10 protein-coding genes are annotated in these 13,304 nt (G+C 44.6%); 6 read left to right on the top strand and 4 right to left on the bottom strand.

Annotated features, from left to right (window positions below; genetic code table 11):
• Positions 1-51: 51 nt before the first annotated feature.
• Positions 52-1,971, bottom strand: coding sequence for a DEAD/DEAH box helicase (locus JQC93_RS04370; protein WP_205157221.1), 1,920 nt, complete (start codon positions 1,969-1,971; stop codon positions 52-54).
• Between the two features lie 331 nt (positions 1,972-2,302).
• Between JQC93_RS04370 and rnb the strand changes: the two genes are divergently transcribed.
• Both rnb and JQC93_RS04360 read left to right on the top strand, forming a co-directional pair.
• The gene (gene rnb, locus JQC93_RS04365; RefSeq protein ID WP_205157220.1) at positions 2,303-4,282 is read left to right on the top strand and encodes an exoribonuclease II; all 1,980 of its coding nucleotides are present in this window, start codon (positions 2,303-2,305) and stop codon (positions 4,280-4,282) included.
• A 51-nt stretch (positions 4,283-4,333) separates the two neighbouring features.
• Positions 4,334-5,170, top strand: coding sequence for an AraC family transcriptional regulator (locus JQC93_RS04360; protein WP_205157219.1), 837 nt, complete (start codon positions 4,334-4,336; stop codon positions 5,168-5,170).
• Here the strand turns inward: JQC93_RS04360 and JQC93_RS04355 are convergent.
• A complete protein-coding gene (locus JQC93_RS04355) occupies positions 5,155-5,490 on the bottom strand; it encodes a DUF3024 domain-containing protein (RefSeq protein ID WP_084882932.1) in 336 nt (111 codons plus the stop codon). The two genes, JQC93_RS04360 and JQC93_RS04355, sit on opposite strands and share 16 nt — an antisense overlap.
• A 95-nt stretch (positions 5,491-5,585) precedes the next feature.
• On the opposite strand from JQC93_RS04355, the gene JQC93_RS04350 reads away from it, so the two are divergent.
• Complete coding sequence (locus JQC93_RS04350; protein WP_205157218.1) at positions 5,586-6,395, top strand: phosphate ABC transporter substrate-binding protein; 810 nt, start codon at positions 5,586-5,588, stop codon at positions 6,393-6,395.
• Between the two features lie 85 nt (positions 6,396-6,480).
• On the opposite strand, the gene JQC93_RS04345 is transcribed toward JQC93_RS04350, so the two are convergent.
• Positions 6,481-9,234 (bottom strand): M16 family metallopeptidase, encoded by a 2,754-nt coding sequence (locus JQC93_RS04345; protein ID WP_205157217.1) that lies wholly within the window; start codon positions 9,232-9,234, stop codon positions 6,481-6,483.
• A gap of 205 nt (positions 9,235-9,439) precedes the next feature.
• On the opposite strand from JQC93_RS04345, the gene JQC93_RS04340 reads away from it, so the two are divergent.
• Positions 9,440-9,985 (top strand): YaeQ family protein, encoded by a 546-nt coding sequence (locus JQC93_RS04340; protein ID WP_205157216.1) that lies wholly within the window; start codon positions 9,440-9,442, stop codon positions 9,983-9,985.
• Positions 9,982-10,521, top strand: coding sequence for a hypothetical protein (locus tag JQC93_RS04335; RefSeq protein ID WP_205157215.1), 540 nt, complete (start codon positions 9,982-9,984; stop codon positions 10,519-10,521). The genes JQC93_RS04340 and JQC93_RS04335 overlap by 4 nt, the downstream gene beginning before the upstream one ends.
• A gap of 56 nt (positions 10,522-10,577) precedes the next feature.
• Here JQC93_RS04335 and JQC93_RS04330 read toward each other — a convergent pair whose 3' ends face one another.
• Entirely contained in the window at positions 10,578-11,846 is a 1,269-nt protein-coding gene (locus tag JQC93_RS04330; RefSeq protein ID WP_205157214.1) for an O-acetylhomoserine aminocarboxypropyltransferase/cysteine synthase family protein, read from the bottom strand.
• Positions 11,847-12,035: 189 nt separating this feature from the next.
• Here JQC93_RS04330 and yjeH point away from each other — a divergent pair, with 189 nt between their 5' ends.
• Positions 12,036-13,295 carry an L-methionine/branched-chain amino acid transporter gene (gene yjeH, locus JQC93_RS04325; protein ID WP_205157213.1) on the top strand — a complete coding sequence of 420 codons (1,260 nt, stop codon included), beginning with the start codon at positions 12,036-12,038 and terminating at the stop codon, positions 13,293-13,295.
• Positions 13,296-13,304: the final 9 nt, after the last annotated feature.

Raw genomic sequence — 13,304 nt, 5'->3', positions numbered from 1 at the left:
TACTCAAACGCTATAAAGTAAAAAGGCTCGCATAAGCGAGCCTTTTATTATTTATCCGCGACCGTGGCCACGTTCACCACGGTAGTTTCCGCGATTGTCTCCGCCACGATTGCGATCGAAACGACGCTCACCTTCACGGCGTGGAGCACGCTCTCCGTCTGCGTTACGACGTGGACGACGTTCGCCACCACCTTCGCCATCACGACGTGGACGACGTTCACCGCCACCTTCGCCACGACGCTCAAAGCGACGACCGCCATCACGATTTCCACCGTCACGACGTGGACCGCGATTTTCACGGAAATCATCGAAGTCACTTACGACAGCGTTGATCTCTTTTTGGCGAATGCGAAGCTTCTTCAGTTTACCTGCAGAGTCTTGATTCATATCGCGTGGTAACTGAACAAATGAATGCTCTTGAGCCAGTTTGATTGCACCAATTGCGCCTTTACCCAAACCAAGTTCATTTGCCAATGCACCAACGATGTCCTTAACTTGAACACCTTGCTCACGTCCAACTTGGAACTGGTAAGTTTCCCAGTCTGCTTTGTTGTAGCTACGTCCTTCACCGCGACCACCGTCACGACCACCACCTTCACGGCGCTCTTTACGACGTTTCTTATCACGCTCAATCGCGTCGATCATTGGGTCTGGGCCTTTGTAGAACAAAGGACGCTTACCTTGTTGTCGCTTAAGCAGGATCGCTGCAAGAGTTGCTGCGTCCATTTCTAGCGATTCGGTCAATTGGCTGATTAGCTCTGCAAAGTTCTCTAGAGACGGGTTTTCTTTCTCCAGTGCTAGCTCTTCACCTAATTGAGTCAGGCGAGATGCTGCAACTTTGTCACGGTTAGGCAATTGAATCTCAGCCATGCTTGACTTGGTCACGCGCTCAATAGTACGAAGCATGCGCATTTGGTTAGTGCGAACCAACAAGATTGCACTACCTTTACGTCCAGCACGACCAGTACGACCAATGCGGTGGATGTATGATTCTACATCGAATGGAATGTCGTAGTTGAATACGTGAGTAATACGAGGAACATCAAGACCACGGGCTACAACGTCAGTTGCAACAATGATATCAATGATGCCTTTTTTAATGTGATCAACTGTGCGCTCACGCAATGACTGTGGAATGTCACCGTGTAGAGGTGCAACCTTAAAGCCACGATCAGATAAGTAGTCTGCTAGACGTTCAGTGTCTTGACGAGTACGAACAAACACAATCGAACCATCGGTTTCTTCAGTTTCAAGAAGACGAACCATTGCTTCGTCTTTCTCTACACCTTTCACAACCCAAAACTGCTGCTCTACTTTATCAACTGTGTGGTTTTTACCCGCAACGTCAACGGTTTTAGGGTCACGCAGAAAACGCTCAACAATATTGCGTAGCATTGGAGGCATGGTTGCAGAGAACAATACGCGTTGCGCAGTTTCTGGTGCGTGCTCTAGAATCCAAGTTACGTCGTCAACAAAACCCATGTTCAACATTTCGTCTGCTTCATCAAGAACAAACGTGTGAATTTCGTTTAGGTGCAGTTTATCGCGCTTAATCAAATCCATTACACGGCCTGGGGTACCCACTACAATGTGAGTGCCAGAGCGCAGTGCACGCATCTGATCAGAAATTGAAGCGCCACCGTAGATTTCAAGAACTTTTAGGCCCTTGATTTCTTTACCCAAGGTTTTAATTTCTGCTGCAACCTGAATCGCCAGTTCGCGAGTTGGTGCTAAGATAACAGCTTGTGGAGAGCGTTGGGTTAAATCAATCTTATTTAGAAGAGGTAGAGAAAACGCGGCTGTTTTACCAGTACCTGTTTGTGCTTTACCCAGTAAATCGTTGCCATCAAGCAGAAGAGGAATAGAGGCTGCTTGAATTGGAGTTGGAGCAACGAAGCCCATGTTGTTTAGAGACGTCAACAGTTGTTCGTTCAGCGCGAGTTGGCTGAAGGTCGTTTGATTTTCTTGCATTGTGAACCCATTAAATGGTTAAAAGTGGTCCCACAAGCTCAATCACGATACTGATCCGCCCACTGTGCCACTCCATTGGAGAAGGGACAGTATTTTTCTTAAAGCAATTAGGGACATATAAGAGCGGCGCATCATACCTGCATATTTTGATTTGTGCTACAAAAAATTGAGTCTCATCACATTTTTAGTACTATCGTGGCATGAAAAACACAACAAATATCCCATCCTAGCGATTGAGATACGAGTTTATCCCTTATATAGTGTGCCTAACTCTATGCAGCGATTTGCTCCATAGTCCTCACGCCAACCCTTTGAAGGCTATAAAGACTCAATGTTTCAAGACAATCCGTTACTTGCTCAGTTAAAAGCTCAAATCCAGGAAACCTTGCCAAAAAAAGAAGGTACCGTTAAAGCCACCGACAAAAAATTTGGTTTTTTGGAAATCGACAGTAAAAAAAGTGTCTTTATCCCACCACCGTTTATGAAGAAGGTCATGCACGGTGATAAAGTCTCTGCCATTATTCGTAGTGATAACGGTAAAGACAGTGCTGAGCCCGAAACGCTCATCGAGCAGGCGGTAACACGCTTTATTGGGCGTATTAGGCGCTTCAAAGGTCGACTTAACGTGGTGCCTGACCATCCACAGCTGAAAAAACTCACTTTAAAAGCGAAGACTGTAAAAGGTTTACCTGCCGACGAGCTTAAAGAGGGAGACTGGGTTGTCGCACACCTAACTCAACATCCATTGGCGGGTGATGATGGTTTTTTTGCTGAAATATCGGAGAAAATTACCGATGCCGATGACAAGATCGCTCCTTGGTGGGTGACACTCGCGCAAAATGACCTTCCAAATCGCGAACCCGATGGTATTGCTGACGATGCATGGCAGCTTAACGACTCTGAAAGTCTGCAACGCACCGATTTGACCGACGTACACTTTGTCACCATCGATGGTGAGTCGACCAAAGATATGGACGATGCTCTCTTTGCTAAGCCTTTGGACAACGGACAGCTTGAATTGAGCGTCGCCATTGCTGACCCAACCGCGTACATCAGCCCAGATTCAGAGATGGATAAGGTGGCACGCGAACGTGGGTTTACCATTTATTTACCAGGTCGCAATATTCCAATGTTGCCACGATTTTTGGCCGACAATTTATGTTCACTAATAGAAAATGAAGTACGCCCTGCGATTGTTGCGGTTATGGTTATCAATCAAGACGGAAGTATCAGTGACAACGTCACCTTTAAGGCTGCTTTGGTAAAATCTCATGCACGCCTTAACTACAATCAAGTATCTAACTGGCTTGAACAGGGTACTGAAAGCGAGTGGCAACCCGATGGCACGACAAAAGACGTGATTGAGAGTCTTCATAAGGTCGCACAACTGCGCAGTGCTTGGCGTGAAAAGCACGCGGTAGTGTTCCCAGATCGTCCTGATTACCGTTTCGAGTTAAGCGAAAACAACGATGTAATCGCCATCCATGCTGATGAACGCCGAATCGCTAACAAGCTTGTTGAAGAAACTATGATAGCCGCTAATATTTGTGCAGGTCGCCTACTGCGTGAAAAACTCGAAATTGGGGTATTTAATACTCACCACGGCATTAAGTCAGAAAAAATAAAAGCGGCAATCGAGATGCTCAATGAAGCGGGCGCGCCTAATGTTACCGAAGAGTCATTATTAACTTTGGAAGGGTTTTCAGCGGTTCGTCGTTGGTTAAATCAACAACCAACTGCGTATCTTGATAATCGTATGCGTAAACTACAAGGTTATGGTGAAACCAGTATTGAAGCTGGACCTCACTTTGCAATGGGCCTTGACGTTTATGCCACTTGGACTTCTCCAATTCGCAAGTATGGAGACATGATCAATCATCGCCTTTTAAAGGCTGCTATTACAGGAGATGCTCCAGTACAAAAGCCCGACGCGAGTATTGGAGATGAGTTGGGCCTGCATAAAAAGCACCATAAGATTGCAGAGCGCAACATAGCCGATTGGTTGTACGTTCGAACGCTTGCTGACGATGCCAAGAATGAAGCGGAATACGAAGCTGAAATTTTTGATATTTCACGAGCTGGTCTGCGCGCACGTATTGGGGTTAATGGTGCTGCGGTGTTCATTCCTTTGTCGTCGGTTTGCAGCAATCGTGAACGCATAGTAGGCAACCATGAACTCGGCATGGTGCTGCTTGATGGTAAGGTCCATTATCGCCTTGCCGATGCAATTGATATTGTTATTACGTCAGTCAATCAAGAAACTCGTAACATAGTCGCAAAACCTAAACACGTATTAGCGGAACCGTCGTAGATAATACTCTCGAGGGAGGGCTATCCTCCCTCGAGAGTTTAGAGGAATACAATGAGCGCAATTCGAGTTAACTATTTCACTAGTTTTATATCACGTCGACGTGAACGCTACCCTGCTGCACAAATTGGTATTTTGTGGGTGAAAGCAGGAAGTATGGCATTTCGCCTCAATAACGGTTCGGAAGACACCATCCACGCAGGTCAATACTGTTTCTATAACTCCCAAGAGCTCATTAACCTAGAAACACAGTTTAATGATGAGATGTTTGATGCTGTAGCGATAATTTTGTCGCCGGATCTGTTGCAAACTTTTCTTAACTTATACAACGCGCCAGACAATTATCGGCCCAGTACACATCTACCCATTGTTGATTGTGATGATTACTTTCATTCGCAAATGGGCACGATCCTCACCTACTTTGAGCAACCATCGGTTGATAACTCTTCCTTAGAATTTGTGGCGATGTCTCTATTGAGTCAGCTTTGTTCATCAGCAAGCGCGACTATCGATATGATTAAGCAGTCGCTAGAACTTAGTATCACGCAAAAAGTGATTCACTATATTGAAAAAAACATCGATGGATCAATTACACTTGATGAAACGGCCAGTTATGTTGGAACCTCCATCGCGACGTTGAAAAGAAAGTTAGCCGCTGATGATTTATCTTTTTCGAATTTGGTTAAAGTAAAAAGAATTAACTACGCAACGACTCAGTTACGCGTCACCAATAACTCGATTACCCAAATTGCTTATGAAGCGGGTTACAAGAGTGCGGCGCATTTCAGTACCGCATTTAAATCCATTCACAATCAAACACCTAAAGAGTTTAGAGCGATGTTGAGAAAAAATCGCGCAAAAGCGGCTAAGTCGATTCAACCCCAAAACTGATGATTTCGATCCAATTTAATGGCTTCAAACAACTGGTACAGGGGTAAACTCCCCTGCTCTAGGTTACTCCATTGCTGTGTACTGGTTGGGTCTGGTACTAGAATTACCCAACCTTGAGTTACTTTTTCCACGCGGAGTATAGATTCAGTATTTTCAACATGGTTTGAATCAACACGCATCACTAGGCGCTTAAAAAGCACACCATTATCTTCTACGTGATAAGCTACTTTTTCGAGCTCAGCCGCGATATTACGGTTTCGATAGTCACACACGTCCTTTGCCAAATTGGCCAGTTGATGTTGTTCCCATTGCGTTAACATAAAGCCTCCAACTCGCTCGTTGACCGAGCAGTCACATTTCTGTCACCTTAACGTCATATCATAGCGTCGAAATTAATTAATTATGGAGCACCCCCATGTTTAGAGTTGCCCTTGCTACTCTGCTTTTTGTTTTTGCCCACGTTGCATCAGCAGAACAAATATCAATCGTAGGGTCGACGTCGGTCAGTCGCGTTATGGATATTTTAGCTGAAGATTACAATAAAACCTCACCAGAAAACCCCGTTGCAGTCCAAGGAATTGGATCCAGTGCGGGCGTAACTCTAGTAAATAAGAAAGTTTCTGAGCTTGGTATGAGTTCTCGTTACCTCACCGAGGCTGAAGCGCATGATTCACTAAAAATTATCACTATCGCGTACGACGGCCTAGCGTTGGTCGTTAATCACACCAACCCGATTACAAATCTGACTCGTGAACAACTGAGCGATATATACCACGGCAACATTACCAACTGGAAAGAAGTTGGCGGTGACAACAAAAAAATTGCAGTCGTAACGCGCGAAACCGCTTCAGGTACAAGATACAGTTTTGAAAGTTTGCTGGGTCTTACCCAAATCATTAATCAAAAGTTAGTGTCGGATATTAGCCATGAGAACTTAGTGGTAAACAGTAATTCAATGGTGAAAACCATCGTCAGCAATAACCCACATGCGATCGGTTACATTTCTATAGGCTCTGTTGATGCGAGCGTAAAACCGGTTCAGTTTGAAGGAATCGCTCCAACAGCAAAAAGTATCCTTGAGAAAAAATACGAGCTTCGTCGCCCGTTCTTGGTGTTTTACGATACAGAGAATGTAAGTAAAGAGTCATTGGGGTTTGTTGATTACCTCACTAAGCCTCATGCGCAAGACATTATTGAGCGTAGTGGCTACATTAAGTTCCATTAACTGTAACTCAGTAACAACGAAGAAGGCCCGATTGCAATAGCATCGGGCCTTTTTCGTTATTGACAGCGGTTGGTATGTAATCACGCTACTCTGTTAATACACCTATCGATAATCCTTGTTCAGCAAAAAGCAGCTGAAGTCTCTGATTCACTGCATGTTTGTCTATCTGCATCAGCGTTATTGGGTAGTTGAGCATGTCTATCGAATCAATCCCATTAAGATAATTATCTGCATATAAAAATGCCATAGTGTACTCATCATCCATAGACGCTTGTAACTGAGAAACGTAAATAGCCATATGGCGTTCAAACTCTTCATCTGTGACGCCATGGTTCAAAAGATCAGCAATGATTGTCTCTGTTTCTCCAATTAGCGCTTCGGTGTTTTGTGGGTCTGTGTACATTTCAAAATCAACAGTGGTCTCGGGAATTCGCCCATAACCAATAGTCGAATACTCGTCAACGCCGTACACCCAACCTTTACTTTCTCGTAGTTCTCTTTCCAATCTCTCTTGTGCAATAGAGACAGCTAAAGCGGCTGTCGCTTGCTCGACAAACCCTACTTCTTCGCTTTTAGGGGTAACGTAGCCGTACAGCACCAAAGATTGTTCTGGCTCTGCCCCACTGCGCTCTATTCGCGTTGTAGTCGGTGCTTGATAATCTGGTATGGTCGAAAACTCATAGGCTACACCTTGCTGTAGGCCGCCAATATAGGTTTCGAGCTGGCCAATAATTGTTTGTGAGTCAAAGTTACCTACAATCGATAAAACATACCCGTCCACATTGCGGTAATAAGCATTATATAGCGCTAAAACATCTGCGCTTTCAACCTGTTCAAGTAGGGGTTCATTGAGTCGACTATAGATCGAGTGACCATGATAACGAACGTCGTCCATAGCAATAAAAAATTGATCGATACTGTCCCAGCTATTGAACTCATCGATGGTCGATGCCTTAACTTGGTCAAACACGTTTTGATCGAGTTGTTCTCTCGACATTAGTGCAAAAATTAGGTTTAGAGCCTGCTCAGTCTGATTTGACGGTGATTCTAATGACAATCCATGGTCAAAAGAATCAAAGTATGGGTACACAGCTATATCCTGGTTTAGCAAGTAACCTTCAAGTTGTGACGTCGTTGCCCAGTCATACTGGCTCGTTGTCAACACATCTGAAGCGAGGTAAGACGCTGCGAGTTCAAGGTCTGTTTGTAGGCCGTAACTGCCGCCTTGAGACATCATGAAATAAGAAACGGTTTGAGACTCCGCTCTTTGTTCTAATATAACTGTGACACCATTATTAAGTGTTATCACTTTGGCATTGATCAAACTTGACTGGTCTATAACGCTCCCTTTTGATTTGGTAGGCTGCGGAAGAGAAACAACCGGAGCAACAGCTGCGAGTTGTGGGCTTTTTGATAAGGTGATTGGGATTGTTAATACTTGTACTAGCTCCGACCGGTCAAGAGAGTTGCCTGAGAATCCCCAACGCATAGGGCGACTAGCCCAGTATTGTACATAGTCATTTATATACTCTTTCCCCATAATGCTAAGTCCCTGCTTAGTTACACGATCAGCCTCAATAGGGCTAAACATTACAGAGTTGCTGAGGGCCGAGTAATAGATTTCCACGACGTAAGTGCGCGGGCTCCAATCGGTTATGTGTTGAGTCTTCTGTATTTCAAAGAAAGTGTCTAAATACACAAACTCTTCATCAGTAAGCCCAAATTTTGCGAGGCGATCAAGTTGTTCTCGCAGCAGTAGCGTAACCTCTGAATGTGCATCATTGTCGTGCTCTAAGTACACATAAGTTGCGTAACTGTTTTCCCAATGTTCAAGATCGACCTCACTGGATAGTGATAGTAACTCCTTTTCTTCAGCAGCCATAACGATGCGCTGTTGTAAGATGTCGTTTAATGCGTACAGCAAATATTCATTAAACCAGTCTTTATTGGTATGCAGTGAATTGGCGGAATCGATTAGCTGAGCGTGAGTAAATGCGTAAGCATCGGGCTGCTCAAAAAATACAGTGCCGCGATTGGTATCGATTGGAGTTTTAAATGGATTGGGTTTAGATTTTTCTCCACCCGAGAAAATCGCTTTCATCGACTCAATTTGCTGTTGGTCTATATTACCTGCGACGATTAAGATTGCGTTCGAGGGTTTATAGTTTCTAGAGGCAAATGACTCGAGCTGTGCTCTCGTTGCTGTTTCAATAATCTGTTTATTACCGATGGGGTCTCGACCACTCAAAGGCGTGTCTTGGTATAACGCTTTGTAATCGCTGTCCCAATACCCGCTGTCAGCGCGATAGGCTCGCTCTGCATTCACGATTCCTTTTTCGATGCTCAGTTGTGCTTCTGTCATGGCGAATCGGCCATGCGCAATATCGGCGTACCATTCTAGGAGCGAGTAAAAATTCATACTAGAGCCGATATCTGCACTAAGGTCTATGTAATACTCAGTAACGTCGCCAGAAGTCCATGCATTAACGTCGTTTTCCTGCTCCTGACCAAGTTCCAATAGCATTTGATCTATTTGATCAGCGGTGAAGCTTTCGGTTCCCTTAAAGGCCATGTGCTCTAATAGATGAGCAAGGCCCAACTCATCGTCACGCTCGTCTAATGAACCCGCATTGATGTACATACTGATGCTGACTTCTTCAACCTCATAAGGCAGTACGTAGTATCTAAGCCCATTATCTAGCACGCCTTGTTGGAGCTCTGGCATAACCTGCAAAGGTTGTCGCAAATACTCGGCTTCTAAAGAATTGGTCTGAACGCCACTACAACCAGCGACAAAAATACCAAGCGCTATTAAGTACAAATATTGCACGACTCGCATAAACTATCCTTTTTAATACCCCAAGTAATAGAGTAACGTCGTCTGTAAAAATTAAACAGTGAGCCCTGATCTAATTCGCTGATTTATCGCAGTATTCTCAGTTCTACATCGTATTGATAGATCACTCTTATAAGGTTGATTGGATGCCAGATTTTACGCCACATCTGGTATAATCCAGCCATTGACCCTATACGAGCAGTACTTAATGGCGCTTAAACCAACGATATATAAATTTCGTGTATCACTGACGGATCTCAATCGAGACTATTTTGATAATTTTCAACTCACAGTTGCTCAGCATCCATCTGAAACATTGACCCGTTTAGCCGCTCGGCTCATAGCGTTTTGCCATAGTGCAGAGCCCGACTTACAGTTCACAAAAGGACTGTCGAGTATTGAAGAACCTGACATTTGGACTAGAAATTTAACCGATGAAATAGAGCACTGGATAGAAGTCGGTGAACCCGAATCAGAGAGAATTAAAAAAGCCAGTCGAGTCAGTAAAAACCTGTCTATTTATAGTTTTAATACTAAATCGGAAGCGTGGTGGAAACAGCAGGGACTGGCTATTTCACGGTATGCAAATAGCGTATATCAGCTCGACAACGACGGAGTTGAAGCCTTCGCAGGATTAATGACTCGCACGATGGATGTTTCGGTGATGCTTACTGGGGCCGACTTTTATATTGAAGCCGGAGGTGAGTCTGTTCAGGTTTCTATGTCTACATTGTTTGATTCAACAGACACATGATAAGAACACAATTAGTTGCACTTGGATTTCCAGTGTTATCGGATGCTCGACAACAGCAACGCATGATAGAGCTATGCAAGTCAAGTGATGACTTTTTCAAAGCTGCATTAACTAAAGCCAAACTGCAACCCGCAGCGGCAACTCCTGAGCAGACGTTACCGTCATTGCTTGGTATTTATGGGCATCGGTTTGAGCAGTGTTTGTCAGAGCTTTCAGCCCAATCAGAGTCATTAATCGCGATGAGTGATGTGCTTAATGAGTCTTTGCCGTCTGAGCACGCTGACAAGTTTGTTAATCAATCGGCTCTAGATACCGAGATCACAAGCCGCATTTACTTGTTTATTCAGGGACGGATGAAACTGGACTACTCATTAGCCAATGAGTTTTCTCAACGTGCGGCCAGCGAACTTGCCCACTTTACTACTCAGTCAGAAGACGAAATCCGAGTGAAGCTTAACCAGTCTTATTACGTGGGTGTGGATGCGAGAAACAAACAAAGCAAAATATTGCGCTGGTTTGAAAAGTGGTTTAACTAGCGGTTTATCGCTTACGGTACTCTAGGAAGAGTACCGTAAGATTTCTGTTTGATCTTTTACGCACTTAACGCTTGTTCTAGGTCGCCGATAATGTCATCAATATGTTCGATACCGACCGACAAGCGGATCATTTCAGGCGCGACGCCCGCCCTAGCCTGCTCTTCTTCGCTAAGCTGTCGGTGCGTGGTTGAAGCAGGATGACACGCTAATGACTTAGCGTCGCCAATGTTAACCAAGCGTTTAAAAATGTTTAGCGCATCATAAAAACGTACACCTGCTTCAAAACCGTCTTTTAGGCCAAAGGATAAGATTGCGGAAGGTTTACCTCCCATGTACTTTTGAGCTAATTGATAATGTTCAGACTCAGGTAAACCAGCGTAACTTACCCAGCTTACAGCAGGATGCTCTTCTAAATATTGGGCAACCTTAAGTGCATTTTCTACGTGCCTTTCCATGCGCAAAGGCAGTGTTTCCAAGCCTTGAATAAGCAAAAACGCATTCATTGGTGATAACGCAGAACCGGTGTTGCGTAACGGTACTGTTCGAGCACGGCCAATAAACGCGGCTTCTCCAAAGGCTTCAGTGTATACAACACCATGATAGGAAGGTTCAGGTTGGTTAAACACAGGGAATCTTTCTTTGTGTTCAGCCCATGGGAATTTTCCTGAATCTACAATCACACCGCCAAGTGTAGTGCCGTGCCCACCAACATACTTAGTTAAAGAGTGAACGACAATATCAGCACCAAACTCAATAGGTTTGCATAGTGCTGGCGTGGCGACGGTATTGTCAACAACCACTGGAACACCTTGTGCATGAGCTAAAGTCGCTATGGCTTCAATGTCGGCGACGTTTCCAGCCGGGTTTCCGATACTTTCACAATAAACCGCCTTGGTGTTTTCATCGATTAGTTGCGCGATGCTTTCTGGCTTATCATCTTTAGCAAATCGTACTTCGATGCCTTGTTTAGGAAGCATGTGCGCAAACAGCGTATAGGTACCACCATAAAGTTGCGGAGCAGAAACAATATTGTCGCCCGCTTCTGCTAAGGTTTGAATCGCATAATTAATCGCAGCACTGCCCGCGCTAACAACTAATCCAGCGATGCCGCCCTCTAGAGCGGCCATTCGCTTTTCCAACACGTCGTTGGTCGGATTCATAATCCGAGTGTAAATGTTACCTGGAACCGCAAGGTTAAACAGATCAGCGCCATGTTGGGCATTATCAAACTCATAAGCAGCAGTTTGATACATTGGAACTGCCACGGCCTTCGTCGTAGGTTCGGTTTCGTAACCAAAATGTATCGACAACGTTTCGTCTTTCATTGCTCTTCCTTGTGTAAAAATAGGTGTTGTAGTGCCCAACATAGTGCCTTTTCTTAGCGTTTATTTACGAGCCATAGGTCAAACTTTGCATTAAAGGCAATAATTATTCGTTTCTCGTCATTAGTTAGTCGTGTTTATCCAACCAAAAACCGTTACCATGTTTCTAAGCATAGCTATGACGGAACATGAATGAGCGAACTTAAAAAGGACATCACGTTGGTCACCGGAATTGGTCAAATGTCCACGACACTACTTGGCACAGGTCTGTTTATGGTGCCAGCCATTGCCGCATCCATTGCAGGACAGCATCTTCTTTGGGCGTGGGTAATTTTACTTTGCGCGGTTTGTCCAATAGCGCTTACCTTTGCCGCACTGGGAAAACGATACCCAAATGCAGGAGGTGCATCCTATTTTGTAAAAAAGGCATTCAATTCACGCCTAGAAAGAGCGATGGCTTGGTTGTTTATCAGCGTTATGCCAGTGGGCGTCCCTGCAGCCGTTGCTTTGGCCGGGGGCTTTGCGCAGCAAATTCTTCCCGCAGGACTGTCTGATCCAATTAGTGCCCAACTCTTAACTGTGCTTTTACTTATAGTAGTAAACCTCGCCGGAACACGTTCATCAAGTCGATTACAAACTGCCATAGCGATTGGCATAGTCGCGCTCGTTGTCGCCTTTATGGTTAAAGGCTCTGTAGGAACCGAGGATGTAACATTGCCAAAATTAACGTCCACAGACTTTGTTCCTATTGGTCAAGCACTCGCGGTCATGTTTTGGTGCTTCGTTGGTATCGAAGCGTTCGCCCATATGGGTGAGGAATTTAAAAATCCACAGCGAGACTATCCGTTAGCGATACTGCTCGGTTGTGTCATAGCGGGTTTAGTCTATTGGGCGTTCTCCGTCGTTGTTTTAAAATTTGGCGCCTATGGCACTTCCGAACTTGATCGTTCGTCAATTCCTTATATTGCTCAATTGTTGTTTGGAGCAAAAGCAACATTGTTAATAAGTGTAATGGGATTTTTAGCCTGTTTTGCGACTATTAATTTATACACTCAAAGTTTATCACGCATGATTTGGTCTCAAGCGCGCGAGTATAAACCTCAAAGCCCACTGGCAAAGCTTAATCGTAAGGGAGTACCACTCAATGCGACGCTCGTTGTGGGTGTCGTCTTAGCCTTAGGATCCGTTGCGGGAGAACTTTCAGGGGTTGATTTGGAAGTGTTTCTTAAGCTAGCTAATGGTGTTTTCGTGGTGATCTACTTAATGAGCATGTTCGCGGCAATTAAACTTCTTTCTGGTTACTATCGAGGGCTGGCCTTTGTCGCGTCATTGGTATGCTTGAGCGTGTTTGGTTTCTTAGGGTGGGCTATGCTTTATGCGTTAGGTCTATTTTGTCTGTTTTGGATGGTTCTAAGCCATTCACCCGCAATATCTGAGCAACCGACAGACTAAACGTACCAG

It is taken from the genome of Vibrio ulleungensis, from assembly GCF_016900875.1.
GTDB classification, from domain to species: Bacteria; Pseudomonadota; Gammaproteobacteria; order Enterobacterales; family Vibrionaceae; genus Vibrio; species Vibrio ulleungensis.
Note: the sequence above shows the minus strand (reverse complement) of the source record. Positions and strands in the feature narration are given on the sequence as shown.

Coding starts and splice junctions, on each gene's coding strand:
- JQC93_RS04355 (WP_084882932.1), bottom strand. CDS start 5,490: ATGTTAACGCAATGGGAACAACATCAACTGGCCAATTTGGCAAAGGAC.
- rnb (WP_205157220.1), top strand. CDS start 2,303: ATGTTTCAAGACAATCCGTTACTTGCTCAGTTAAAAGCTCAAATCCAG.
- JQC93_RS04330 (WP_205157214.1), bottom strand. CDS start 11,846: ATGAAAGACGAAACGTTGTCGATACATTTTGGTTACGAAACCGAACCT.
- JQC93_RS04340 (WP_205157216.1), top strand. CDS start 9,440: ATGGCGCTTAAACCAACGATATATAAATTTCGTGTATCACTGACGGAT.
- JQC93_RS04350 (WP_205157218.1), top strand. CDS start 5,586: ATGTTTAGAGTTGCCCTTGCTACTCTGCTTTTTGTTTTTGCCCACGTT.
- yjeH (WP_205157213.1), top strand. CDS start 12,036: ATGAGCGAACTTAAAAAGGACATCACGTTGGTCACCGGAATTGGTCAA.
- JQC93_RS04335 (WP_205157215.1), top strand. CDS start 9,982: ATGATAAGAACACAATTAGTTGCACTTGGATTTCCAGTGTTATCGGAT.
- JQC93_RS04370 (WP_205157221.1), bottom strand. CDS start 1,971: ATGCAAGAAAATCAAACGACCTTCAGCCAACTCGCGCTGAACGAACAA.
- JQC93_RS04360 (WP_205157219.1), top strand. CDS start 4,334: ATGAGCGCAATTCGAGTTAACTATTTCACTAGTTTTATATCACGTCGA.
- JQC93_RS04345 (WP_205157217.1), bottom strand. CDS start 9,234: ATGCGAGTCGTGCAATATTTGTACTTAATAGCGCTTGGTATTTTTGTC.